The 24,835-nt window shown below is 62.3% G+C and carries 23 protein-coding genes; 3 read left to right on the forward strand and 20 right to left on the reverse strand.

The features are described from left to right. Positions 1 to 47 precede the first annotated feature (47 nt). The 17 genes from paaZ to paaA form a co-directional block, all read right to left on the reverse strand. On the reverse strand, positions 48 to 2,099 hold the full coding sequence (paaZ, locus tag CSZ94_RS00670) for a phenylacetic acid degradation bifunctional protein PaaZ (RefSeq protein ID WP_102119716.1): 2,052 nt from the start codon (positions 2,097 to 2,099) through the stop codon (positions 48 to 50). A 32-nt stretch (positions 2,100 to 2,131) separates the two neighbouring features. Next, the gene (gene paaY, locus CSZ94_RS00675) at positions 2,132 to 2,746 is read right to left on the reverse strand and encodes a phenylacetic acid degradation protein PaaY (RefSeq protein ID WP_102119717.1); all 615 of its coding nucleotides are present in this window, start codon (positions 2,744 to 2,746) and stop codon (positions 2,132 to 2,134) included. Positions 2,747 to 2,755: 9 nt separating this feature from the next. Next, positions 2,756 to 3,484, reverse strand: coding sequence for an ABC transporter ATP-binding protein (locus CSZ94_RS00680; RefSeq protein WP_102119786.1), 729 nt, complete (start codon positions 3,482 to 3,484; stop codon positions 2,756 to 2,758). Further along, a complete protein-coding gene (locus CSZ94_RS00685) occupies positions 3,484 to 4,239 on the reverse strand; it encodes an ABC transporter ATP-binding protein (RefSeq protein ID WP_102119718.1) in 756 nt (251 codons plus the stop codon). The genes CSZ94_RS00680 and CSZ94_RS00685 overlap by 1 nt, the downstream gene beginning before the upstream one ends. Position 4,240: 1 nt before the next feature. Next, complete coding sequence (locus CSZ94_RS00690; protein WP_102119719.1) at positions 4,241 to 5,224, reverse strand: branched-chain amino acid ABC transporter permease; 984 nt, start codon at positions 5,222 to 5,224, stop codon at positions 4,241 to 4,243. After that, positions 5,221 to 6,099, reverse strand: a complete 879-nt coding sequence (locus CSZ94_RS00695; RefSeq protein WP_102119720.1) for a branched-chain amino acid ABC transporter permease — start codon at positions 6,097 to 6,099, stop codon at positions 5,221 to 5,223. Before CSZ94_RS00695 ends, CSZ94_RS00690 begins: the two co-directional genes overlap by 4 nt. Positions 6,100 to 6,171: 72 nt before the next feature. Beyond that, complete coding sequence (locus CSZ94_RS00700) at positions 6,172 to 7,323, reverse strand: ABC transporter substrate-binding protein (RefSeq protein ID WP_102119721.1); 1,152 nt, start codon at positions 7,321 to 7,323, stop codon at positions 6,172 to 6,174. 81 nt (positions 7,324 to 7,404) lie between these two features. Next, entirely contained in the window at positions 7,405 to 8,610 is a 1,206-nt protein-coding gene (gene pcaF, locus CSZ94_RS00705; RefSeq protein ID WP_102119722.1) for a 3-oxoadipyl-CoA thiolase, read from the reverse strand. A gap of 22 nt (positions 8,611 to 8,632) precedes the next feature. Beyond that, the gene (paaK, locus tag CSZ94_RS00710; RefSeq protein WP_102119787.1) at positions 8,633 to 9,961 is read right to left on the reverse strand and encodes a phenylacetate--CoA ligase PaaK; all 1,329 of its coding nucleotides are present in this window, start codon (positions 9,959 to 9,961) and stop codon (positions 8,633 to 8,635) included. A 79-nt stretch (positions 9,962 to 10,040) separates the two neighbouring features. Beyond that, positions 10,041 to 10,487, reverse strand: a complete 447-nt coding sequence (paaI, locus tag CSZ94_RS00715; protein WP_102119723.1) for a hydroxyphenylacetyl-CoA thioesterase PaaI — start codon at positions 10,485 to 10,487, stop codon at positions 10,041 to 10,043. Further along, the gene (gene paaH / locus CSZ94_RS00720; protein WP_102119724.1) at positions 10,477 to 12,057 is read right to left on the reverse strand and encodes a 3-hydroxyacyl-CoA dehydrogenase PaaH; all 1,581 of its coding nucleotides are present in this window, start codon (positions 12,055 to 12,057) and stop codon (positions 10,477 to 10,479) included. The genes paaI and paaH overlap by 11 nt, the downstream gene beginning before the upstream one ends. 1 nt (position 12,058) lies before the next feature. Further along, the gene (gene paaG, locus CSZ94_RS00725) at positions 12,059 to 12,850 is read right to left on the reverse strand and encodes a 2-(1,2-epoxy-1,2-dihydrophenyl)acetyl-CoA isomerase PaaG (RefSeq protein WP_102119725.1); all 792 of its coding nucleotides are present in this window, start codon (positions 12,848 to 12,850) and stop codon (positions 12,059 to 12,061) included. Between the two features lie 55 nt (positions 12,851 to 12,905). After that, positions 12,906 to 13,985, reverse strand: coding sequence for a 1,2-phenylacetyl-CoA epoxidase subunit PaaE (gene paaE, locus CSZ94_RS00730; RefSeq protein WP_102119726.1), 1,080 nt, complete (start codon positions 13,983 to 13,985; stop codon positions 12,906 to 12,908). A 39-nt stretch (positions 13,986 to 14,024) separates the two neighbouring features. Continuing rightward, entirely contained in the window at positions 14,025 to 14,564 is a 540-nt protein-coding gene (paaD, locus tag CSZ94_RS00735) for a 1,2-phenylacetyl-CoA epoxidase subunit PaaD (protein WP_102119727.1), read from the reverse strand. Further along, entirely contained in the window at positions 14,564 to 15,316 is a 753-nt protein-coding gene (gene paaC / locus CSZ94_RS00740; protein WP_102119728.1) for a 1,2-phenylacetyl-CoA epoxidase subunit PaaC, read from the reverse strand. Before paaC ends, paaD begins: the two co-directional genes overlap by 1 nt. A gap of 14 nt (positions 15,317 to 15,330) precedes the next feature. Then, positions 15,331 to 15,615 (reverse strand): 1,2-phenylacetyl-CoA epoxidase subunit PaaB, encoded by a 285-nt coding sequence (paaB, locus tag CSZ94_RS00745; RefSeq protein WP_034746356.1) that lies wholly within the window; start codon positions 15,613 to 15,615, stop codon positions 15,331 to 15,333. Positions 15,616 to 15,643: 28 nt separating this feature from the next. Next, a complete protein-coding gene (gene paaA / locus CSZ94_RS00750) occupies positions 15,644 to 16,633 on the reverse strand; it encodes a 1,2-phenylacetyl-CoA epoxidase subunit PaaA (protein ID WP_102119729.1) in 990 nt (329 codons plus the stop codon). Positions 16,634 to 16,900: 267 nt separating this feature from the next. Here paaA and paaX point away from each other — a divergent pair, with 267 nt between their 5' ends. Beyond that, complete coding sequence (gene paaX, locus CSZ94_RS00755) at positions 16,901 to 17,851, forward strand: phenylacetic acid degradation operon negative regulatory protein PaaX (RefSeq protein WP_102119730.1); 951 nt, start codon at positions 16,901 to 16,903, stop codon at positions 17,849 to 17,851. A 110-nt stretch (positions 17,852 to 17,961) separates the two neighbouring features. On the opposite strand, the gene CSZ94_RS00760 is transcribed toward paaX, so the two are convergent. Next, positions 17,962 to 18,216 (reverse strand): hypothetical protein, encoded by a 255-nt coding sequence (locus CSZ94_RS00760; RefSeq protein ID WP_102119731.1) that lies wholly within the window; start codon positions 18,214 to 18,216, stop codon positions 17,962 to 17,964. A 141-nt stretch (positions 18,217 to 18,357) separates the two neighbouring features. Here CSZ94_RS00760 and CSZ94_RS00765 point away from each other — a divergent pair, with 141 nt between their 5' ends. Together CSZ94_RS00765 and CSZ94_RS00770 are read left to right on the forward strand one after the other, a co-directional pair. Beyond that, positions 18,358 to 19,482 carry a M14 family metallopeptidase gene (locus tag CSZ94_RS00765; protein WP_102119732.1) on the forward strand — a complete coding sequence of 375 codons (1,125 nt, stop codon included), beginning with the start codon at positions 18,358 to 18,360 and terminating at the stop codon, positions 19,480 to 19,482. A gap of 242 nt (positions 19,483 to 19,724) precedes the next feature. Further along, positions 19,725 to 20,867 (forward strand): cytochrome-c peroxidase, encoded by a 1,143-nt coding sequence (locus CSZ94_RS00770; RefSeq protein WP_258000699.1) that lies wholly within the window; start codon positions 19,725 to 19,727, stop codon positions 20,865 to 20,867. Between the two features lie 43 nt (positions 20,868 to 20,910). On the opposite strand, the gene CSZ94_RS00775 is transcribed toward CSZ94_RS00770, so the two are convergent. Beyond that, positions 20,911 to 22,230 carry an aminotransferase class V-fold PLP-dependent enzyme gene (locus CSZ94_RS00775; RefSeq protein WP_219725953.1) on the reverse strand — a complete coding sequence of 440 codons (1,320 nt, stop codon included), beginning with the start codon at positions 22,228 to 22,230 and terminating at the stop codon, positions 20,911 to 20,913. A 9-nt stretch (positions 22,231 to 22,239) separates the two neighbouring features. Further along, complete coding sequence (locus CSZ94_RS00780) at positions 22,240 to 24,651, reverse strand: TonB-dependent receptor plug domain-containing protein (protein ID WP_102119734.1); 2,412 nt, start codon at positions 24,649 to 24,651, stop codon at positions 22,240 to 22,242. Between the last annotated feature and the right edge of the window lie 184 nt (positions 24,652 to 24,835).

Consider the following 24,835-nt stretch of genomic DNA (forward strand, 5'->3'; position numbering starts at 1 on the left):
TCAAAAATCGCGGGTGGCGCCGTTCAAACCGGTCCTGCCAGAAACCTTTATTCGCGCTTCGACACCAGGGTCAAAATGTCGTAGCTGGCCACCAGTTCCTCGTTCTGGTTCGTCACCTGCACGTCCCACGCGACCACGCCCTGGCCTACGCCAAACACGTCCTTGCGATTGCGGTCGACCTTGCGCTTGCAGGTCAGCCGGGCACGGATGGTGTCGCCGATGGCGACGGGGGCAACGAAGCGCAGGTTATCCAGGCCATAGTTGGCCAGCACGGGGCCGACGCCGGGCGAGACGAACAGGCCGGCGGCAGCCGACAGCACGAAATAGCCGTGGGCGATGCGCTTGCCGAACTGCGATTCCTTGGCCGCGATTTCGTCGAAGTGCATGTAGAAGAAGTCGCCCGAGATGCCGCCAAAGGCGACGATGTCCGCTTCGCTGACGGTGCGGCGGTGCGTGAGCAGCGAGTCGCCCGTCTTCAAATCCTCGAAATGCTTGCGGAACGGGTGGATCGGGCTTTCGTTGACGTCCGCGCCGCGCACGTATTCGCCGGTGATCGCCGCCAGCATGGTCGGAGAACCTTGCACCGCTGCCCGTTGCAGGTAGTGGCGCACGGCGCGCACGCCGCCCAGCTCTTCGCCGCCGCCCGCGCGGCCAGGGCCGCCGTGCTTCAGTTGCGGCAATGGCGAACCGTGGCCCGTCGAATCGACAGAGGCCACGCGCTCGAGCACGTGTACGCGACCATGCGTGGCCGCCACCTGCGGCACCATGCGCGCGGCGATCTTCGGATCGCGCGTCACCAGCGTACTCACCAGGCTGCCCTTGCCGCGCGCGGCCAGCGCCAGCGCCTCGTCGATATCCGTGTAGCCCATCATGGTGCTGACGGGGCCGAACGCCTCCACATCATGCACGGCGTCGTTGCCGAAGGCATCGCGGCACAGCAGCAGGGTCGGCGAAAAGAAGCTGCCATCCTGTGCCCCATCACCCAGGGGATGGAAGCCGTCGGCCGCGCCAAACACCACCTCATTACCCTGCGAGAGCGTAGCAACCCGCTCCGCCACATCGTTCTGCTGCTCTTTCGAGGCCAGCGCGCCCATGCGCACGCCTTCGATGGACGGATCGCCCACCACCACCTTGGCCAGGCGCTCGCGCAAGCGCCTGCCGACGGCATCCATCAGGTGCTCGGGCACGATGATGCGGCGAATCGCCGTGCACTTCTGGCCCGACTTGCCCGTCATTTCGCGCACGACTTCCTTGACGAACAGGTCGAACTCCACATCGTCGGGCGTGACGTCCGGCGCCAGGATGGCGCAGTTGAGAGAATCGGCCTCGCCATTGAAGGGCACGGACTGGGCGATCAGGTTCGGATTGGTGCGCAGCTTGGCAGCCGTGGCGGCCGATCCCGTGAACGTGACGAAGTCCTGTCCATTCAAACGGTCCAGCAAGTCGCCCGTGGAGCCGATCACCAGTTGCAAACTGCCAGCCGGCAGCAAGCCCGATTCATGCATCATGCGTACGACGGCTTGCGTCAGATAGCTCGTCGCCGTGGCCGGCTTGGCGATACAGGGCATGGCGGCGAGAAAACTCGGCGCGAATTTTTCCAGCAAGCCCCAGATGGGGAAATTGAAAGCGTTGATATGCACGGCCAGGCCACCGCGCGGCACCAGGATGTGCGTGCCGGCGAAGCCGCCCTTCTTGCCCAGCGCGATGGCCGGGCCTTCGTGCAGCACGTTCGACGATGGCAGCTCATGGCTGCCCATGCTGGCGTAGGCGAACAGAGTGCCCGTGCCGCCCTCGATGTCGACCCAGCTGTCGGCGCGCGTGGCGCCCGACAGGTGCGAAATCGCATACAGTTCTTCCTTGCGCTCGACCAGGTACAGGGCCAGCGCCTTCAAGCGTGCGGCGCGCTGCTGGAAGTCCAGCGCCATCAGACCCGGCACGCCCGTCTTGCGGGCATACGTGACGGCTTCGTCGAAGTCGATCTTCTCGGCATGCGTGTGATAGATCACGCGGTTGTTCAAGGCGCTATGCAGGGGCACGGCGGCGTTTTCGCCCAGCCAGCGGCCGGCGATCAGGCTTTGCAGGGTGGATATGTGAACCATGTGTACTACTCCTATGTTGGTTTACTGCGTGCTTACTGCGCTGCGGCGTTCTTGTGCAAATGCAGCGGCAATGCGGATTCAAAATTGAGGCGTTGGCGGTTCGCCTCAACTTCCGTCAGGGCGTCCACTTCGCGCATCGTCTGCATCGAGCGCACGGCCAGTTCGTGATACTGGCTGGTGCCCGAGCTTTTCCATTTGATTTCATCGTCGGTGAGCAACCGTATCACCTTGGCCGGCGTACCCACGACCATGCTGCGCGGCGCGACGATCATGCCGGCCTTGACGAAACTCATGGCGGCGACGATGGATTCCTCGCCGATGATGGCGTTATCCATCACCACGGCGTTCATGCCGACCAGCGCGTTGCGGCCGATGCGGCAGCCATGCAGCACGGCACCGTGGCCGATGTGGCCATCGGTCTCGACCACCGTGTCGCAGCCGGGGAAACCGTGCATGACGCAGGTATCCTGCAAATTCGCGCCCTCTTCCAGGATCAGGCGGCCGAAGTCGCCGCGGATCGAGGCAAGCGGACCGATATAGCAGCGCGGGCCGACGATCACGTCGCCGATCAATACCGCACTCGGATGCACATAGGCGCTGGGGTGGACGACGGGGGTGAGGCCGTTGATTTCATACACTTTGACCATACAGACTCCTTACATGCCCAGATAGGCGCTTTGTACCTGCTCGTTATGCAGCAATTCGGGACCGGGACCGGACAAGGTGATGGCCCCAGTCTCGATCACATAGCCCACGTCGGCAATCGACAGGGCGGCGTGCGCGTTCTGCTCGACGAGGAAGATGGTGATGCCCTGGTCGCGCAACTCGGCCACGATGCGGAAGATTTCGGCGATCAGCAAGGGCGCCAGGCCCATGCTGGGCTCATCAAGCAGCAGCAGTTGCGGGCGGCCCATCAGCGCGCGCGCCATGGCCAGCATCTGCTGCTGTCCACCGGACAGCGTGCCGGCCAGCAGCAGCCGCTTTTCCTTCAAGATGGGAAACAGTCCGTACATGCGCTCCATGTCACCCGCCACGTCCTGTGCGGGGCGCGTGAAGGCGCCCAGGCGCAAGTTGTCTTCCACCGTCATGGGGCCGAACACTTGCCGCCCTTCCGGCACCTGGCAAATGCCGGCACGCACGCGTCTGTCCGCACTCATGCGACTGACGTCCTGGCCGGCGAAAGCGATGCTGCCCGCGCTGATCGGCTGCACGCCCGAAATCGCCCGCAACAGGGTCGTCTTGCCGGCGCCGTTGGCGCCCACCAGCGCCACCAACTGGCCCTGGCGCACCTGCAGGTCGATGCCGTGCAGGGCCTGGATGCGGCCGTAATGGTTGGTCAACCCTTTGATATCGAGCACCAGCGGAGCCTGAATTTCATTTTGCATCATGCAGCCACTCCCAGATATGCCGCCACCACGTCGGGATTGGCGCGCACTTCGGCGGCGGTCCCTTCGGCCAGCTTCTTGCCATAGTCGAGCACCAGAATATGGTCTGACAGATTCATCACCAGTTTCATGTCATGCTCGACCAGCACCACCGTCACGCCCGATTGCGCCACCTTGCGTATCAATGCTTCGATCTCGCCCGTCTCGGTATGGTTCAAACCAGCCGCCGGTTCATCGAGCAGCAGCACTTTCGGCTTGGCCGCCAGCGCGCGCGCGATTTCCAGGCGTTTTAATGCCCCATACGACATCTGTCCCGCCTCGTCGTCGATATGCCGCCCCACGCCGACAAACTCCATCAGGCTGGCCGCCTCGTCGCGGCAGGCCGCATCGGCACGACGCACGGACGGCAAACGCAGCATGGAGGAAAACAGGTTCTGGTTCAGGCGCAGATGCGCGCCCACCATCACATTGGCGATGGCCGTCATGTTCATGCAGACCTGTAGATTCTGGAAAGTGCGGCTCATGCCACGCCGCGCCAGCGCATCGGGCGGCATGGCAGCCACGTTTTCGCCATTCAGCAAAATCTCGCCCTTGGTCGGCGTGTAGACGCCCGTGATCAAATTGAACAAGGTCGTCTTGCCGGCGCCGTTCGGCCCGATCACGGAGTGGATATTGCCTTCCTTGACGGTGAAGCTCACGTCCTGCACCGCGTGCACGCCGCCAAAGCTCTTGCTCAGATTATTAATCGTCAACATCTCACACCTCCTGCGCGGATTTGACGGGCGCCTTGGGCGTGGCGGCCCGCTTGCGCGAACGGCTGGCCAGGCTAGGTACCAGGCCTTTCGGCATGAAGATCATGGTGGCCATCAGGATCGCGCCGAACACCACCGTTTCCCAGCCTTCAAAACTGGACAGCAGTTGCGGCAGGATCGTCAACAGGGCCGCGCCGATGATAGAACCGAAGATCGATGCCATGCCACCCACCACGACCATCGTCACCAGCTCGATGGAGTGGAAGAAGCCGGCCAGGTTAGGCGTAATAAAACCGATGTAGTGGGCGCTGATGCTCCCTGCAATGCTGGCGATGACGGCCGACAGCACGAACACCCGCACCTTGAAGCGGGTGGTGTCGACGCCGACCACGCGGGCCGCCACTTCCGAACCGTGGATGGCCTGCAGCGCGCGCCCAACGGGCGAGTCGATCAGGTTCAGGCCCAGCCAGGTGACGAGCAACAGCAGCACGGCGCACACCAGGTACCACGATTTTTCACCGGCGATTTCCAGGCCTGCCACCGTGAAGGCGGGCACGCCGATGCCATCGGGACCACCAGTCCATTGCGTCTCGTTGTTGATGACGATGGAAATGATGATGCCCAGCCCCAGGGTCGCCATGGCCAGGGTATGGCCCTTGAGCTTCAGTACAGGGCGGGCTAACAAAAGCGCCAGCAGACCAGTAGCGACGGCGCCCGCCGCCAGCGCGGCCAGCGGCGGCCAGCCGTAATGCGTGGTCAGCACGGCCGACGCATACGCGCCCAGGCCATAGAAACCCGCGTGGCCCAGGCTGATCTGGCCCGTGTAGCCCATCAGCAGGTTCAGGCCAATGACGACGATGGCGTTGAGCGCGATGCGGATCGCCACGTCATAGTAGAACGCGTTGGTGAGAAACAGCGGCAGGATGGCCAGCACCAGGGCCAGCACCAGCAGCCCGCCATGGCGCGAACGGGTAAAGAACGTCTTCATACTCGCTCCGAATTTTTAGCGCCAAACAAGCCTTGCGGCAGGAAGAACAGAATCAATAAGATCAGCACAAAAGGCACGGCGTCCTTGTAGGCCGAAGAGATGTAACCGGCCGTCATGGCTTCGGCAATGCCGAGAATGAGGCCACCGGCAATCGCGCCGGCACCACCACCCAGGCCACCGAGTACGGCGGCGACAAAGCCTTTCAGGCCCAGCATGATGCCCGCGTCATACGACGTATAGGTGATCGGTGCGACCAGGATGCCGCCGGCCGCACCCAGCAGGGCCGACAGGCCGAACGAAAACAGCAGCACCTTGCGCGTGTTGATGCCCACCAGTTGCGCCGCCAGCTTGTTGTGCGAGGTGGCCAGCATGGCCTTGCCCATCAGCGTACGGCCAAAAAACCAGCCCAGCACCCGCACGATGACGACGGTGACACCCAGCACCCACAGGCTTTGCGGCAGCAGGCTGGCGCCCAGGAATTCGATCGGTGCGTCGCCGGAAAAGGCAGGCAGTGTATGCGTATCCTTGCCCAGCCAGATTTGCACCAGGCCGCGCAGCACCAGCGAGGCGCCGATGGTGATGATCAAGAGGGTGATGACCTGCGCGTTCTGCGCCGGCTCGATCACGGTTTTTTCCATCAACAGGCCAACCAGGCCCGTGGCGATGACGGCCAGGATGATGGCCAGCGGCAGCGGCACGCCAGCGGCGGACATCACGGCGGCCAGCATCCCGCCCAGCATGATGAACTCGCCCTGGGCGAAGTTGATCACGCCGCTGGTGTTGTAGATGATGGTAAAGCCCAGCGCCGCCAGCGCGTAGGCGGAACCGACCGTCATCCCGGAATACAGAAATTGTAGAAATTGAGCGACTTCCATGGTGTCTCCATTATGTTCGGCTACGCGCGGACCGACTTCGAGGGCAGTCCGCGCAGCTACTTCTGGCTTACATTATTTCGACAATTGCCATTCGCCGTTCTTCACTTCCACCATGCGGAACGCCGACAGGTCCAGGCCCATGTGGTCCTTGGCCGACATGTTGAAGACACCGGTGGTGCCCACAAAACCCTTGGTCTGTTCCAGCGCCATACGCACTTTTTCGCGGTCCGTTCCCCCGGCGCGCTTGATGGCGTCCACCGACAGGTTCAAGGCGTCCAAGGCATAGCCGCCAAAGGTCGACGGATCGATCTTGTAGCGCTCTTTATACGTCTTGTCGTAGCCGACCACGATGGCCTTTTGCGCATCGCTGTCCGGCAGCATGGCGCCGATCAGCAGCGCCGGCGTTGGCAGACGCACGCCTTCGGCGGCCTTGCCCGACAACTTCAGATACTCGTCCGACGCCACGCCATGCGACTGGTACAGCGGCAGCGCGGACATGCCCAGCTGGCCGTAGTTCTTGGTCACGACCGCCGGCCCCTGGCCAAGGCCGAACACGAATACGGCTTGCACCCCAGCCGTGTTCTTGATGCGCGTGAGCTTCGCCGTGATGTCCGTGTCTTTCGGACCGTAGGTTTCATCGGCCACCAGAGTGATGCCATATTTTGAGGCGACGATCTGCGATTCCTTGCGGCCCGAGGCGCCGAAGCCGCTCGTTTCAGACAGCAGGCCCACCTTGCTGATGCCACGCTTCTTCATGTCCTCGAACACCTTCTCGGCCGCCATGCGGTCCGTATGCGGCGTCTTGAATACCCATTTTTTCACGGGATCGATGATCACCACGGCGCCGGCCAGCGAAATGAACGGCATGCTGGCGCGATCCACCAGCGGTGCCATCGCCATCGTCGCGCCGGTGGTGGTGCCGCCGATCAGCACGTCGACCTTGTCGGACTCGATCAGGCGTTTCGTGAAGCCGTTGGCCTTGGCCGCATCGCTGCCGTCATCGTAGTGCACCAGTTCCAGCTTGCGCCCCAGCACGCCGCCGGCTGCGTTGATTTTCTCGATATACAGCTGCAGGGTTTTCAGTTCAGGGTCGCCCAGGAAGGCGGCCGGTCCCGTGACGGACAGCACGGAACCGATCTTGATGTTCTCGGCCGCATACGCGCCCGCGGCGGACATGGCCAGCACGCCGGCGATCAGGGTTTTCTTGAAGATATTGGCAATCATTGTGGTCTCCACCAGGTTGGCACTACGGTCAATGTAGGGTTGGCGCTTTTTTGCAAGCCTGCGCCTTTTTTTTTTACTTTGTTATACGCGTTCAATCACGACGGCAATACCCTGCCCCACGCCGATGCACATGGTGCACAGTGCATAGCGCCCGCTAGTCCGTTCCAGCTGGTTCAGGGCCGCCATCACCAGGCGCGCACCCGATGCGCCCAGCGGATGGCCGATGGCTATCGCGCCGCCATTCGGGTTCACGTGGGCCGCATCGTCCGCCAGACCCAGGTCGCGCGTGACGGCCAGCGCCTGCGCCGCAAACGCTTCATTGAGTTCGATGACATCCATCTGTTCGATGGTGAGGCCAGTCTGGGCCAGCACCTTGCGCGAGGCGGGCGAGGGACCAAAACCCATGATGCGCGGTGCCAGGCCTGCCGTGGCCATGCCCAGTACTTTTGCACGTGGCGTCAATTTGTATTTATCCACGGCGGCGGCGGACGCCAGCAGGATGGCGCAGGCACCATCGTTCAAGCCCGAGGCATTGCCGGCCGTGACCGTGCCATCCGGCTTGACCACGCCCTTAAGCTTTGCCAGCATGTCCAGCGAGGTGTCGGGGCGCGGATGTTCATCCATCGTCACCATCTTCGGCTCGCCCTTTTTCTGCGGCACGGCGACAGGCACGATTTCACGCTCGAACACGCCGGCCGCATGGGCGGCAGCCCAGCGTTGCTGGCTGCGCAGTGCCAGAGCATCCTGATCGGCGCGGCTGATGCCAAATTCCACGGCCACGTTTTCCGCCGTTTCCGGCATGGTGTCGATGCCGTACTGCGTTTTCATCTTGCCGTTGACGAAGCGCCAGCCCAGGGTCGTGTCTTCGATTTTCGCCGCGCGCGAAAACGCGCTGTCGGCCTTGCCCATCACGAAAGGAGCGCGCGTCATGCTTTCCACACCACCGGCAATGATCAGCTCCGCCTCGCCCGCCTTGATGGAGCGGGCAGCCATGCCGACGGCATCCAGGCTGGAACCGCACAGGCGGTTGATGGTATTGGCGGGTACGGCAGCAGGCAAGCCAGCCAGCAGCGCGGCCATGCGGCCCACGTTGCGGTTGTCTTCACCCGCCTGGTTGGCGCAGCCGTAAAATACGTCGTCGATGGCGGACCAGTCGACGGACGGGTTGCGGGCGATCAGCGCGGCAATCGGCAGCGCGCCCAGGTCGTCCGCGCGCACGCTGGACAGCGCGCCGCCATAGCGGCCGAACGGAGTGCGGACAAAGTCACAGATAAAAGCATCGTTCATGTTTGGTTCCTTGTTCGGGCTATCAGGAGAAAATCTTCGGGCGCTGGTCGACCACGCGGCGGGCCTTGCCCGTCAAGGTGCGTTCGATGCCGGCAGCGGCCACCAGGCGCACGCGCGTACTCACGCCCACGTGCGTCTTGATGCGGTGTTCCAGCTCGCGCGCCAGGGCGTCCGTTTCACTAGCCGAGACGGTGGACGTCAGGTCGATGCGCAGCTCGGCGACCACTTCAAGCTTGTCGAGGTGGCCGTCGCGCGTGACCACCAGCTGGTATTGCGGCGCCAGCTTCGGCATCTTCAAAATCAGCTCTTCGATCTGCGTGGGGAAGACGTTCACGCCGCGGATGATCAGCATGTCGTCGGAGCGCCCCGTGATCTTGCCGATGCGGCGCATCGAGCGCGACGTCGGCGGCAGCAAACGGGTCAGGTCGCGCGTGCGGTAGCGGATGATGGGCAGCGCTTCTTTCGACAGCGAAGTGAAGACCAGCTCGCCTTCTGCACCGTCCGGTAGTACTTCGCCCGTTTCCGGATCGATGATCTCCGGGTAAAAATGGTCTTCCCAGATGACGGGACCGTCCTTGCTTTCGATGCATTCGGATGCCACGCCAGGCCCCATCACTTCGGACAGGCCATAAATGTCGACGGCATCGATGCCGGCGCGCGCTTCGATTTCCGAACGCATCGCGTCCGTCCACGGCTCGGCACCGAAGATACCCACCTTCAGCGACGATTCAGCCGGATCGAGACCCTGGCGCGTGAATTCCTCGATGATGTTGAGCATATACGACGGCGTGACCATGATGATGGAGGGCTTGAAATCCTGGATCAATTGCACCTGCTTTTCCGTCTGGCCACCGGACATCGGGATGACCGTGCAGCCCAGGCGTTCGGCGCCATAGTGCGCACCCAGGCCGCCCGTGAACAGGCCGTAGCCGTAGCAGATATGCACCATGTCGCCCGCGCGGCCGCCGCCGGCGCGGATCGAGCGCGCCACCACATTGGCCCAGGTATCGATGTCGTTCTGCGTGTAGCCAACCACCGTGGCCTTGCCCGTGGTGCCGCTCGACGCGTGGATGCGCACCACTTGCTCGCGCGGCACGGCAAACAGGCCGAACGGGTAATTATCGCGCAAGACTTTTTTATCGGTGAACGGGAATTTCGACAGATCGGACAGCGACTTCAGGTCGTCCGGATGCACGCCCGCTTCGTCAAAAGCGGCGCGGTAATGGGGCACGTTGTCATACGCGTGCTTGAGCGTCCATTTCATGCGTTCGAGCTGCAGCGCCTGCAGTTCATCCTTGCTGGCGCGCTCGATCGGCTCGAGCTCATTTGGGGAAGGCGTACGTTGGACCATCATTGTCTCCTGTTTAATTCCTTAACTATTCAATCGGTACTGGCAGTTCAAAGCTGCTCTTGTAAGCTCACTTGTAACCTCAACCGATAATGACTTCACCCGCCACGCGGATCGACTTGCCGCGAAAGAGCGCGATGGCGCGGCCATCCTGGTTGCTGACTTTGACGTCGTAGACGCCGCTCTTGCCGGCCAGCGCCTGTTCGACGGCGTGCGCCGTCAGCACGTCGCCCTCGCGGCCCGGCGCCAGGTAGTCGATGGTGCAGCCCGCGCCTACGGTATTGAGGTTGTAGCTGTTGCAGGCAAACGCAAAAGCGCTGTCGGCCAGGGCAAAGATAAAGCCGCCGTGGCAGGTCTGGTGGCCGTTGAGCATGTCGGCTCGCACCGTCATCGTCATGCGCGCATGGCCGGGTCCCACCTCGGCCAGGGCGATGCCCATGGCAGCGGTGGCGTTATCGCGCGACAGCATGGAGGCGGCAGCCGCCTGCGCCAACGCTTGTGCCGTCATGTTGTGATCTTCATTCGGCATAAAACCGGGCTCCAGTGGCAAGTTTGCGGCGCAGCAGCGGCGAGACACGGTAGCGGTCTTCGCCATAGCCTTGGGCCAGGTGCTGCAGCACGGTCACGATGTGCGCGACGCCCACCGCATCGGCCCAGGCCAGCGGTCCGCGCGGATAATTGACGCCTTTCTGCATGGCGATATCGACGGCAGCCACCGTGCACACGCCCTGGTTGACGGCGTCGGCCGCCTCGTTGGCCAGCATGGCGACCGTGCGCATGACGGCCAGTCCAGGCACATCATCCAGGCGCGTGACGATAAAGCCGGCCGCCTGGAACAGGCCCACGACGGCGGCGTAGGCGGCATCGCTGCACTGGTCGGCACGGGCCACGGCAATGCGCCTGGCTCCGGCGTAATCGAGTGCCAGGTCGAACAGCACCGTGTCCGGATGCTGGTTGTCGTGTGCGCGCTGGGTGGCGCTGCGGCCGTCCGTGAGATAAATCGCGGCGCCATGGCAATGCAGGGCCGGCGCCTCGTCGTGAGCCTGGCCTTCCTGCGTCACGCGGCGGCTGACGGTGATGCCCGCCTGCTCCAGCCGCTGCACCAGGCTGCGAATGACGCCGCTGTGGCCACGGCCATCGCCGCCGATGGCAGCCGACAGGGCGACGAATTCCGGGGTCGTTTGCGCGCTTTCCGCCTTCGCCACAGGGGCAGGAGCGCCTTCGCCGTACAGGTAAAAGCCACGGCCCGATTTGCGGCCCAGGAAACCGGCGTTGACCATTTCCTGTTGCAGCACGGACGGCGTGAAACGGGGGTCGTTGAAATAGGCGCCGAACACGGATTGCGTGACGGAGAAATTGACGTCGTGGCCGATCAGGTCCATCAACTCGAAGGGCCCCATGCGGAAACCGCCCGCTTCGCGCAGCACCGCGTCGATGGTGGCGGGGTCGCCCGCCTGCTCGCTCAGCAAACGCCAGCCTTCCGCGTAAAACGGACGCGCCACTCTGTTGACAATGAAGCCGGGTGTCGATTTGGCATGCACGGGGTTCTTGCCCCAGGCGATGGACGTGTCATACACGGTGGCGGCGACTTGCTCGCTGGTGGCCAATCCACTGATCACTTCGACCAGCGCCATCAGGGGCACGGGATTAAAGAAGTGCATGCCGACCAGGCGTTCAGGGCGGCGCAGCTTGGCGGCGATTGCCGTGACGGAGATCGACGACGTGTTCGTCGCCAGGATGCAATCGTCGCTGACCACGGCCTCCAGTTCGGCGAACAGGCCGCGCTTGACGTCGAGGTTTTCCACGATGGCTTCCACCACCAGTGCGGCATCTGCCACGTCGGCCAGGCTGCCTGCCGCCTGCAGGCGCGCCGTGGCGGCCGTGGCTTCGTCAGCCGTCATGCGGCCCTTTTCGGCCAGCTTCGCATACATCTTGCCGATGTCGGCCAGCGCCTTGCTCAACGCTTCCGCGCGCGTGTCGTACAGTTTGACCCTGTAGCCGGCTGCCGCGGCCACCTGTGCGATGCCGGCGCCCATGGCGCCGCTGCCGATGACGGCGATGATGCTGTTGTTTGCCAGTTTGTTTGCCAATTCGGTCATATCAGTGTCCCTTGAATTGCGGTGCGCGCTTTTCCATGAAGGCGGCCACGCCTTCGCGGTAATCGTCGCTGTTACCGAGTTCGCTCATCATGCGCGCTTCCAGCGCCAGCTGCTGCGGCAGGGTGTTGGCGCCGCTGGCGGCCAGCGCCTGCTTGGTGAACGCCAGGCCCTTGGTCGGCGCCGTGGAAAAGTGCACGGCCAGCTTGCGCGTTTCTTCGGCCAGCTGCGCGTCGTCCACGCATTTCCAGATCAACCCCCAGTCCTCGGCCTTTTCCGCCGTCAGTTTTTCGCCCAGCATGGCCAGGCCCATGGCGCGCGCCGAACCGATCAGGCGTGGCAGGAAGAAGGTGCCGCCCGTGTCCGGGATCAGGCCCAGCTTGCAAAACACTTCCACGAAACTGGCCGACTTGCCGGCGATGACGATGTCGCAGGCCAGCGCCAGGTTGGCGCCCGCACCTGCCGCCACGCCATTGACGGCGCAAATGACGGGCATCGCCAAGGCCTTCAAGGCCAGCACCAGCGGCGCGTAGTTTTTTTCCACCGACTCGCCCAGGTCCACGCCCTTCGAGCCTGGTTCGACGGCGCGGTCGGACAAATCCTGGCCCGCGCAAAAGCCGCGGCCCGCGCCCGTCAGCACGAACACGCGCACGGAGCTGTCGGCGTTTACTTTCGCAATCGCGTCGCGCACTTCCTCGTGCATGGCCTGGGTAAAGCTATTGAGCTTGTCGGGACGGTTCAGGGTCAGCGTGGCGATGCCCTGCTCGATGGTAAAGAGGATGTTCTGGTAGCTCATGGCGTCTCGCTTTTTAATGGGTACGGCAGGGCGTCACGTTAGCCCTGCGCCGGCTTTATTCTGCCTGGTCGAAGTCGACCACGACTTTGTCGGTGAGCGGAAAACTCTGGCAGCTGAGGACAAAGCCGCGCGCCACTTCATAGTCTTCCAGCGCGTAGTTGACGTCCATTTCGACCTTGCCGTCGAGGATCTTGCAGCGGCAGGTCGAGCATACGCCGCCCTTGCACGAGTAGCGCATGTCGATGCCATGGCGCAGGCCCGCATCGAGGATGGATTCCTTGTCCTTGTCCATCGTGAAGGTGGTGTGGTTGCCATCCATGATGACGGTCACTTCCGTTTCCGGCACGGCGCCCGCATCGAGCAGGGTACGCGGCTTGGGGGCGTTTTTCGGGATGCTGGCGGCGAACAGTTCGATCTTGATATTCTGCTTCGGCATGCCGGCCGCCTGCAGGGCGGCGGAGACGCCCTGCATCATGTCTTCCGGGCCGCAGATGAAGGCGTTGTCGTAGTCTTCCACCTTGATCCAGTGCTGCAGGAACTGCTCGCATTTTTCCTGCGTGATGCGGCCGTTGAACAGTTCGATGTCCTGCTGCTCGCGGCTCATCACGTAGACCAGGTTCAAACGCTCCAGGTACACGTCCTTCAAGTCCGTCAATTCTTCCTTGAAGATGACAGACGACGAGGCGCGGTTGCCGTAGAACAGCGTGAAACGGCTCAGAGGTTCCGTCAGCAGAGTCGTCTTGATGATGGAGAGGATGGGCGTGATGCCGCTGCCGGCCGCAAACGCCAGATAGTGTTTGCGGTTGACGCAGTCGAGCGGCACGTTGAAGTGGCCCATGGGCGGCATCACCTCGATGGTGGCGCCCGCTTTCAGGGTGTCGTTCGCCCAAGTAGAGAAAGCGCCGCCCGGCGTGCGCTTGATGGCCACGCGCAGCGTGCCATCCTGCACTGCAGAACAGATGGAGTACGAGCGGCGCACATCTTCCGCATTGATATTGGCGCGCAGGGTCAGGTGCTGTCCCTGCTGGAAGCGGAACTGCTGTTGCAGTTCGGCTGGCACGTCGAACGTGACGGCGATGGTGTCGCGCGTTTCATTGCGCACGTTCGCCACGGACAACGGATAAAATTTACTCATGCTTCATCTCCAGTTTCTTCGGAACGTGTGCCTGATTTTTTAGTGGCACTTGAAGTAATCAAACGGTTCGCGGCAAGCCAGGCATTTGTACAAGGCCTTGCACGGCGTGGAGCCGAACTGGCTGGTCAGCTGCGTATGCGTGGAACCGCAGTTCGGGCAGATCACCTCCAGCGTCGGCATGGGCTGGCGCTTGACACCACCCGCTATTCCGTTACGAAGGCCGCTGATGTCGATCACCTGCTGCTGTGGCGGCGCGATGCCATAGCCTTTCAGCTTGGCCTTGCCCGCCTCGCTCATCCAGTCCGTGGTCCAGGCGGGCGCCAGCTGGTTCACCAAGGTCACCTTGGCCACGCCATGGCTGCGCAAGGCCTCCGTGACGGCATCGGCGATCACCTGCATGGCCGGGCAGCCCGAATAGGTGGGCGTGATCGTCACGATGCACTCTTCGCCACTGACCACATCGACGGCACGCACGATGCCCAGGTCCACTACCGAAATGACGGGAATTTCCGGGTCCGGCACGTCGCCCAGCCAGGCCCAGACCTGGGCGGCGTTCAGCGCTGCCGTGGGCGTGTTCATTACCAATCTGCCCCGGGATAGGCGCGCTGCAGGAACTGCATCTCGGCCAGGATGAATCCCAGGTGTTCCGTGTGCGTGCCCTGCTTGCCGCCCTTTTGCATCCAGGCGTCGGGCGCCGGCATGGTCAAGGTGGCTTCGGCGAAGATCTCGGCCACGTGTTCGAGGAAGGCCTGGCGCAACACGTCCGATGGCGGCGCGATGCCGGCGGCAAGCATGGCCTGGTCAACGGCGTCGTACTTGAACATCTCGCCCGTGTACATCCACAGCTTGTCGGCCGCCGCCTGTGTTTTCGCGTGGCTGTCTGCCGTGCCGTCGCCGAGGCGCACGATCAGGTCACCGCTGCGGCGCAGGTGATAGGTGACTTCCTTGATCGACTTTTGCGCCACTTCGACGATGCGTGGATCACTGCATTTCGCCAGTTCCAGCAGCTGGAAGTAGTGCCAGGTGTCGAAGAAGAACTGGCGCATCATCGTGTCGGCGTAATTGCCGTTCGGCTGCTCCAGCAGCAGACAATTCTTGAAGTCGTGGGCGTCGCGCAAAAAGGCGATGTCATCCTCGTCGCGGCCAGCGTTTTCCAGTTCGGCCGCATAGCTGAACCACAAACGCGTCTGGCCCAGCAAGTCCAGCGCCACATTGGTCAGCGCCATGTCTTCTTCCAGCGCAGGGCCCTTGCCGCACAGTTGCGACAGCTGCTGGCTGAGGATCAGGGCGTTGTCGCCCAGGCGCAGGAGGTAATTGACTTTGTCATCCATTGCGATCGCTCCCATCACAGGTTCTTGACTTCTTCCGGCATCGGGAAGAAGGTGGGATGGCGGTACACCTTGCTGTTCGACGGTTCGAACAGGGCGCCCTTGTCGCCGGGGCTGCTGGCGACGATATCGGCCGCGCGCACCACCCAGATGCTCACGCCTTCATTGCGGCGCGTATAGACGTCGCGCGCATGGTTGACCGCCATGGTGGCGTCGGAGGCGTGCAAGCTGCCCACATGCTTGTGTGCCAGGCCGTGCTGGCTGCGGATGAAAACTTCCCACAATGGCCATTCTTTGCTCATATTGCTCTCCCCTATCTGTCTTATGTATTTACGCTACCGCTTTGACTGCGGCTTGTTTATCTGCATACGCGAGCAAGGCATCGCGGAACCACTCGCCGTCTTCATACGCCTTGACCCGCGTTTGCAGGCGCTCGCGGTTGCACGGGCCATTGCCCTTCAAGACATTGTTAAACTCGGACCAGTCGATCTCGCCGAATTCATAGTGACCCGTTTCGGCATTGAATTTCAGGTCGGGATCAGGCACGGTCAGGCCCAGGTATTCGATCTGCGGTACAGTCTGGTCGACCATGCGCTGACGCAATTCATCATTCGAGAACAGCTTGATGCGCCATTGCGCCGATTGGGCGCTGTTGACGGAAGCGGCGTCGGACGGGCCGAACATCATCAAGGACGGCCACCACCAGCGGTTCAGCGCATCCTGCGCCATGGCTTTCTGTTCTGGCGTGCCCTTGCACAGCGACATCATGATGTCGTAACCCTGGCGCGCATGGAACGATTCTTCCTTGCAGACGCGGATCATGGCGCGCGCATACGGGCCATACGAGCAGCGGCACAGCGGGATCTGGTTGATGATGGCGGAGCCGTCGACCAGCCAGCCGATGGCGCCCATATCGGCCCACGACAGGGTGGGATAGTTAAAGATGCTGGAATACTTGGCTTTGCCCGAGTGCAAGGCAGCGAGCAGATCGTCGCGCGACACACCCAGGGTTTCAGCGGCGCTGTACAGGTACAGGCCATGACCGGCTTCATCCTGGATCTTCGCCAGCAGGATGGACTTGCGTTTCAAGGTCGGCGCGCGCGTGACCCAGTTACCCTCGGGCAATTGACCGACGATTTCCGAATGCGCATGCTGCGAAATCTGGCGGATCAGGGTCTTGCGGTAAGCGTCCGGCATCCAGTCCTTGGCCTCGATCTTGATGCCTTCGTCGATGCGCGCCTGAAAAGCGCGCTCTTCGGCCCCCATGTCATCGATGGAAAGGACGTTCTTGAGGCCGGTTTCAACCATTTGTGCGTACATGATCTGTCTCCCATGTCTTTGATTTTGCGCAGCAACGCGGTGCGATCAACAGATGATACGATACAAAAAACGATTTGCATACACTTGATTTGAATCATTTTAAAAATTCGTATCTTGTGCAGCTTTTTTGTGCGTATGATATTGCGGATGAGAAAACATTGTGAAGTGCCACCAGCGCTTACGGCAAATTATTGACGCGCTACCCGCGCAGCCAAGTAAACTGCTGCTTTTATTGAATCGACCGCAACACGGCCAGACCGGAACCACATGAAGAACACCTGCTGCACGGCATGGATAGCCGATTTCCTGGAAAGCGACCCACCGCGCTCGAAGTCCCTGGTGATGACCATCTTTGGCGACGCCATCGTGCCGCGCGGCGGCGCCATCGTGCCGCGCGGCGGCGCCATCTGGTTGGGCAGCCTGATCGAACTGCTGGCACCGTTTGGCGTGAATGACCGTTTATTGCGCACCAGCGTGTTTCGCCTGGCGCAGGAAGGCTGGCTCAGCTCGCAACGCGACGGCCGCCGCAGCGCCTATACGATACGCCCGGAGGCGCTGGCCCGCTTCGAGCGCGCCTATCGCCGCATCTATGCGCCACTGGTCGTGCACTGGGATGGCAGCTGGACCCTGGTGATCGGGCCGGCCGGCAGCATCGGCGCCGCCGAACGGGGCGCACTGCGCAAGGAATTATTGTGGGCTGGCTATGGCTTGATCTCTCCTGGCATCTTTGGCCATCCGGCCAGCAACTCGGAGGCGCTGGAAGATATCCTCGTGCGCAACGAAGTACAGGGCAAGCTGTATGTCTGCCACACTACAGAGTTGCCAGGTGTCAGCACACGCCCCTTACGCGACATGGTGGGCGAATGCTGGGACTTGTCGGAGGTGATGGCAGGCTACGAAAAATTCATCGCTCGCTTCCAGCCGCTGCTGACCCTGCTGCAAGAAGAACCCGTGTTCGATGCCGAGCAAGCCTTCGTCATCCGCTCGCTGCTGACGCACGCCTACCGCCGCGTGCAGTTGCACGATCCGCAACTGCCCGTCGAACTGCTGCCCGAACCATGGCCAGGCACGCAAGCGTATGCACTGGCGCGCGACCTGTACCGCATCACCCATGCGGCGGCCGAGGAACATATCCTGGCCACCTTGCGGCGCGAGGATGAGCAGGCGGCGGATGTGGAACCATGGTTTTTCGAACGTTTCGGCGGCCTGAACACCTGACAAAACGTCCATGGCGGCGTTGCAGGGCCTGGGCGTACGTTCGTACTGCCTGCGGCCCTGCGCCTTGCCCTGAACATTTTTCAGGCGTTCAGGAATAAGTTACTGTCTGCTCACTGTTTCGCCACTACTTGCTTGGCCCCCGCCAACAAATCCTGCCCCAGCTTTTCCAGCGCATTCGCTTGCACCAGCATGGTATCGAGGATGGCGGCATTGAAGGTCAATTCGGCCGGCGTGGTGTAGCCGGGGAAACGCAGAATACGCAGCAATTCCTGCAAGGTGGTGCCCTTGCCCAGATGCGCCAGAGCATCGCTGAGGGCGCTGACTTTCTTTTCCAGTTCGCGTATGTGGTTGCCGTTGTCGTCCATGATGATCTCCCCGTGTTGGAGCTTCCACGTTAGCAAAGCATGTCCTGCATCGTTTGCGCCAGCACAAAGGCCAGCGCAAAACAGGTATCATCGCGCCATTGCACACGATGCAAAACCCATACGTTTTTATCAGGAACACACATGACCATTAAAATCAGCCAGCAATTCGACGCCGGCGCGATCGAGGTGCTGCGCGCCGACGATGCCCACTCCATCGAGCTGAACATCCGCAAGGATTCCCACGCCGATATCACGCAGTGGTTTTATTTCCGCCTGCAAGGCGCGCAAGGCGAGGCGTGCACGATCCGCTTCATGAATGCAGGCAAGTCGGCCTACCCGGACGGCTGGAAAGACTACCAGGCCGTGGCCAGCTACGACCGCGAAACCTGGTTCCGCGTGCCAACCAGTTTTGACGGCACGGTGATGACGATCAACCATACGCCGGAAGAAGAAAGCGTGTACTACGCCTACTTCGAACCGTACCCATGGGATCGCCACCTGGCCCTGATCGATAGCGCGCAAGCGTCGCCGCTGGTGCGCTTGATCGACCTGGGCAGCACGGTGGAAGGCCGCGACATGAATCTGCTGGTGGTCGGCGACGCCGATGCCGAGAAGAAAGTCTGGATCATCGCGCGCCAGCATCCGGGTGAAACGATGGCGGAATGGTTTGTCGAAGGCATGCTCGAAGCCTTGCTGGACCAGGCCAATCCGTTTGCCCGCCAGTGCCTGCAGGATGCCGTCTTCTACGTGGTGCCGAACATGAACCCCGACGGTTCCGTGCATGGCAACCTGCGCACCAACGCGGCCGGCGCCAACCTGAACCGCGAATGGATGACGCCGACGATGGAACGCAGCCCGGAAGTGTTCCTGGTGAAACAGAAAATGCATGCAATCGGCTGCGACCTGTTCCTCGACGTGCATGGCGACGAAGGTCTGCCTTACGTGTTCGTCGCCGGCAGCGATGCGCTGGAAAATTTCACGCCTGCACAAAAGGCTGAGCAAGACCGCTTCATCGCCGACTTCAAGGTGGCCAGTCCCGATTTCCAGGATGAACACGGCTATGAAGACGGCCCGTTCACGCCGGAAGTGCTGACCATGGGTTCGCCCCATATCACGCATGCCTTCGGCTGCCTGGCGTTGACCCTGGAACTGCCGTTCAAGGACAATGCCAACGATCCCGACCCACAAACGGGCTGGAACGGCGCCCGCAGCGCTGCCCTGGGCGCGGCCGTACTGCAAGCTATCCTGTCCACCTTGCGCGCCTGATGGCCGCATGACACCGGCCCGTCGAGCATGACGGGCCAGGCCGGCAGCATCTCTGCCGCTGGCGCTACCCTTGCCTCTTCTTGCGCAGCGCAGCATCGCTAATCGTTGCCAGGCCAGCCATTGCTGCCTATACTGCTGGCAGCATGCTTGTGTCTTCCTTCTTGCCGTCAACCCATCCACATATGAAAAACACAGACCAGCCACGCGCCCTGAAGCGCTTTTTCAGGATACGATTTGCACACGTGTGCATCGCTTCAGTTACCAGCCTGACAGGAATATTCTGCCTGGCGGCCGAACTCAGTCCTGCCGCACAGCTGGGGCGGCACATCTTCCACGATGCCAGTCTGTCCGCTTCGGGCAAGCAGTCGTGCGCCAGTTGCCATGATCCGGCCCACGCCTACGCGCCCGGCAACAAGCTGGCCGTGCAACTGGGAGGCGCCGATGGCCAGGCGCACGGCTACCGCGCCACGCCATCGCTGCGCTATCTGGAACACAATCCGCCCTTCCGCTTTGATGCAGAGGGCGCGCCCAACGGCGGCATCAACCGCGACGGCCGCGCCGCCAGCCTGGCAGAACAGGCGGAGCGACCGTTCCTGGCAGCGCACGAAATGGCCAATGCCAGCACGGACGAGGTAGTGGAAAGGCTGCGCAAGGGCAGTTACGCGGAAGCATTCCGACACGCCTTTGGCGACGCCATCTTTGCGCAACCGCAACAGGCATTCAGCCGCATCACCTATGCCTTGCAGCAATTCCAGCAAGAAGAGCCGGATTTCCACCGCTACGATTCCAAATATGACCTCTACCTGGCCAACAAGGTTCCACTGGAACTGGCCGAATTGCGGGGCCTGGCCCTGTTCAACGACGAACGCAAGGGCAATTGCGCCGCTTGCCACCCCAGCGTGCGAGGCGAACATGGCGCGCCACCGTTGTTTACGGACTTCAGTTTTGACAATCTGGGCGTGCCGCGCAATACGCGCATTCCCGCCACCGCCGACCCGGCCTATTTCGACCTGGGTTTGTGCGGCCCCGACCGCACGGATCTGACGCTGAAGGGAGAGTTATGCGGCGCCTTCAAGGTGCCCAGCCTGCGCAATGTGGCCACGCGCCAGGTATTTTTTCACAATGGCGTGTTCGATAATCTGACGGATGCCCTGCGTTTTTATGTGCGGCGCGATACGCATCCACAAGAATGGTATCCGCGCGACAAACGGGGGAAAGTGCAGAAATTCAACGACGTGCCACGCAGCTACCGCAGCAACGTGAACGTCCGCGAAGCACCGTTCGACCGCAAGCGCGGCATGGCGCCGGCGCTGACCGCGGGCGAGATCGAGGATATGGTGAAGTTTCTGGCCACCCTGACGGACGGCTATCAAGTGCAGCAGTGAGGCATGCGGCGCTCCAGTGCTGGAGCGCGCACATCCCTGACAACTAGCCGCGCGCCACCTTGCGCAGGGCAGCGACCAGCTTGTCCAGGTGCGACTCGGGCGTAAAGATGCCCGGCGTAACGCGCACGCACGCACCGGATGCCAGCCCGTCGCGGGGCACGGTAAAGATGCCGTATTCCTGCACCAGCTTTTTCGACAAGGCGTAACTGTCGGCTACGCTCGTCTTGCCCTTCAGTCGGAACGCGGCAATGGCGCTCGTCAGGCGCGGATCGCCGGACGCCAGCACCTCGATGCCATCGATGCCGCGCGCCGCGTCCACCCAGCGGTTGCGCAGCAACCTCAGCCGCGCCTGCTTGTTGGCCACGCCGATTTGCGCATGCAAGTCCAGCGCCGTCGGCAAGCTCAGATACGCGGCGAAATTGACCGTGCCCGTGTGCACGCGGGTGCGAATATCGTCGCCCGCCTTTTCTCCAAGGTAGGGGTCGATATCGGCCAGCCTGCCCCGCTTGATGTAGGCGGCGCCCACGCCCACGGGCGCGCCTATCCATTTGTGCAGATTGATGCCGGCAAAGTCTGCCTGCAGGTCGGGAATCGTCATGTCGAGCTGACCAAAACCGTGCGCCGTATCGACGATGACATCGATGCCACGTGCGCGCGCCAGGCGACTGATCTCGGCCACCGGCAAGAGCATGCCGTTGCGGTGATTGACATGCGTGAGCAGCATCAATTTCAAGGTGGGCTGGCTTTCCATGGCGGCAATATAGGCAGCGACGACATTGTCATGCGTAAACGGTTCCGGCATGCTGATCGACACCACCTGGGCGCCGCGTCGCTGCTGCAGCCAGCGCGTGACGGTGATCATGTTGTCGTAATCGATATCCGCGTACAGCACCGCATCGCCCGGCTGCAAGCGGTTGTAGCCGGCGATCAAGACTTGCAGCGCTTCCGTGGCGCCCCGCGTCAGCACGATTTCATCGCTCGCCACGCCCAGCGCCCTGGCCGCCGCCGCGCGGGCCGCCTCGAAGTCGGCCGGAAAGCGCATGCGCGCATACCAGGCATTGTCGCGGTTGACCATGCTCAATTGCTGCTCGTAATGACGCAGCACGGGCCTGGCCATCGAGCCCCAGAAGGCGTTGTCCAGTTGCACGACGGCATCGGTGGTGTCGTATTGCGCAGCTACCGCCTGCCAGTACGCCTGGTTGCTGGCCAGGGCTTCCGGCGTGCTGCCGGCGGGCACTGCTGGCAAGGGCGGCAAGGCTGGAGGCAAGGCGGCGGATGCGGCCGCTGCTGCGCCCGCCGTCAAGGGCAGCGCCGCCGCCAACGAACCCGCGCGTAACAAGGCGCGGCGTTGTGGATTCATCATCATCACCCCTTAAAATTTCACTTTGTACTCGACGTACAGATTGCGCCCGTCCGTGTCGTAGGGCGCATTGCGCGAATAGATCAGCCCGCGGCTGGCCTGGAAGCTTGCTTCATCGGGATACTTGTCCAGCACATTGTCGATACCCACGCGCACGGACTGCTTGTCGCTGATCTTGTAGCTGGCCGCCAGGTCGAGAAATTGCATGGCGCCGAAGCGCTGGAAAATATCGCCCGTGGCGTTGCCGGAATTATCCGTCCACGCGCCGTAATAGCGCACGCGAACCAGGGTATTCCAGCTGCCCAGCGCGTAGTTGCCGCTGATGCTGGCCTTCTGGCGCGGCAGGCGTTCCTCGAAGACCTGGCGCTGCGCCGGATTGGTCACCAGGCTGGACTTGCCGCCATCGACTTTCGTCGTGTTGTAATTGTAGGCCAGGGTCAAGTTCAGCTTGCCGCCGCCGATACGGCTCAGGTGGCTGCCCACGATATCGATGCCGCGCGTGGTGGTGTCGAAGTCATTCGTGAAATAGCTGACCGAGGTGTAGCGCAGCGGATTGGCCACGCCAGCGGGCACGGCAAACGCGGCGGAGGTGCTGAAGCGGTCGCTGACCTGGATGTCATACACATCGACGGAACCGGAAAAGCCGGCCGGCGTCTTCCACGTAAAACCCAGCGACAGGTTTTTCGATTTTTCCGGCTTCAGCGCCTGCGCCCCCAGCAGGATGGCCAGCGGGTCGTTGTTGGCCAGGCGGCCGCTGGTAAACAACAGCAGGGTCTTGGTGTCCAGGCCTTGATTCGTGCTGTTGGTATTCGACTGGCCCGGTGTTGGCGCGCGGAAACCCGTCGAGTAAGAGCCGCGCAAGGCCAGGTCCGCGCTCAAGGCGTAACGGGCTGACAACTTGCCATTGACGGTGCTGCCGAAGTCCGAGAAATGCTCATAGCGGGCCGCGCCGCCCAGGCTCAGGGCCTTGGTGACGGGCACTTCCACGTCGAGGTAGGCCGCATAGCTGTCCTGGCCCCAGCTGCCCGCCTGGCGGTCGCTGAAACCGGGGGCGCCATTCGCGTTCGCATCGAGGCCGATGGCCGCGCCCGGCCCCACCGTCCAGGATGCCGTATCGCCCGCCTTCACGCCATACGTTTCGTTACGCGCTTCCGCGCCAAACGCGATATTGACGGCTTGCGGCAGGGATGCCACGGGTAATTCATAATTAAAATTGGCGTTGAGAATCTTTTCGACCTGCGACAACTGGCCCAGGTAAAACGCCGTCGGGCTGGCCGGGCCCATCGACGCATTGATGGAATTGGCCAAGTTGTAGTCGATGCGGTTGCGACCGTAGGAAGCACTCACATCCCAGCCGACGCTGTCGTTGAAGTGACCACGCACGCCGGCCACCAACTGTACATCATCCTGATCATTCGAATAGCTGGGGCTGAAGCCGAGTGGATACAGGCTGCGCAAATCCCAGCCGGGAAACAGGCTGCTGGTTTTATACGCGCCCGTGCTGGTATCGGGATTCCTCCAGTTGAAGTCCGAGGTGCCGTCGCTGCGGCTGAACAGGCCGAAGCCGTACAGTTGCGCCGTGTCGGACAGGGCCACGCTGGCATTGAAGCCGATGCGCTTGCTGTCGAGTTCAGGCTGGCCCCAGCGCTGCACGGGGTTCGGCACCTTCAATGCCGGATGGGCGTTCTGGAAAGCAATGGCGTCGGCCCGCTGGCGCGTGCGCGAAGTAGGGTCGGACTGGGCCAGCGCGCCGAAAATCGTCACCTTGCCCGTCTCGCCAAAAGCAAAGCCCGTCTTCAGCTTGAGCTCATTACCCTTGCCGTCGCCTTCCGAGTATTGCGAGTGCTGCACGGAAAGCTCCGTGCCCAGCGTATCGTCGAGAATAATGTTGATCACGCCGGCGATCGCGTCGGAGCCATACTGGGCCGAGGCGCCGTCGCGCAGCACTTCGATGCGCTTGATGGCGGACACGGGTATCTGCGCCAGGTCGGGCGCCTGCGCGCCGCGCGCTCCCAGCAGGGCGCTGCGGTGGAAGCGCTTGCCGTTCACGAGCACCAAAGTCTGGTCGGGCGACAGGCCGCGCAGGGTTGCAGGGCGCACGAAGACTTGCCCATCGGCCATCGGCAGGCGCTGCACCACATACGAGGGCACCAATTGCGCCAGCACATCGTTCAAGTCCGACGATGCGACGGCGCCGATATCTTCACGGTTGAACACGTCCACGGGCGCCATGGTGTCGAACTGCGTGCGGTTGCTGCCGCGCGTGCCGGTGACGATCACGGCTTGCGGTGCATCGAGGGAATCGCTGGCGGCCGCTGGTGTGGCAGACGCATCGCCATGGGCTTGCGCCTGGGTGGAGAACAGCGCGTTCATGGCACACAACAGGGCCACCGCGCGGGCGATGCGGGTACGGGAGTAGGTCATGGAGAGTTCACTATGCAGGTTGGATCAACAACGACGCGTTACTGCAAGACTCGCATCTTGCATGAAATATCACGAAGTTCGGCTTACTTACATTAAAAGCATCTAAACCACGCAAATAACGTCAGGTGGCGTCATCATACGAAGCGAATATTTCCGCCGTATGACGAGGCGGCCGCTGCCCGAA

The sequence above is a fragment of the Janthinobacterium sp. ROICE36 genome (genome assembly GCF_002869965.1).
Classification (GTDB): domain Bacteria; phylum Pseudomonadota; class Gammaproteobacteria; order Burkholderiales; family Burkholderiaceae_D; genus Janthinobacterium.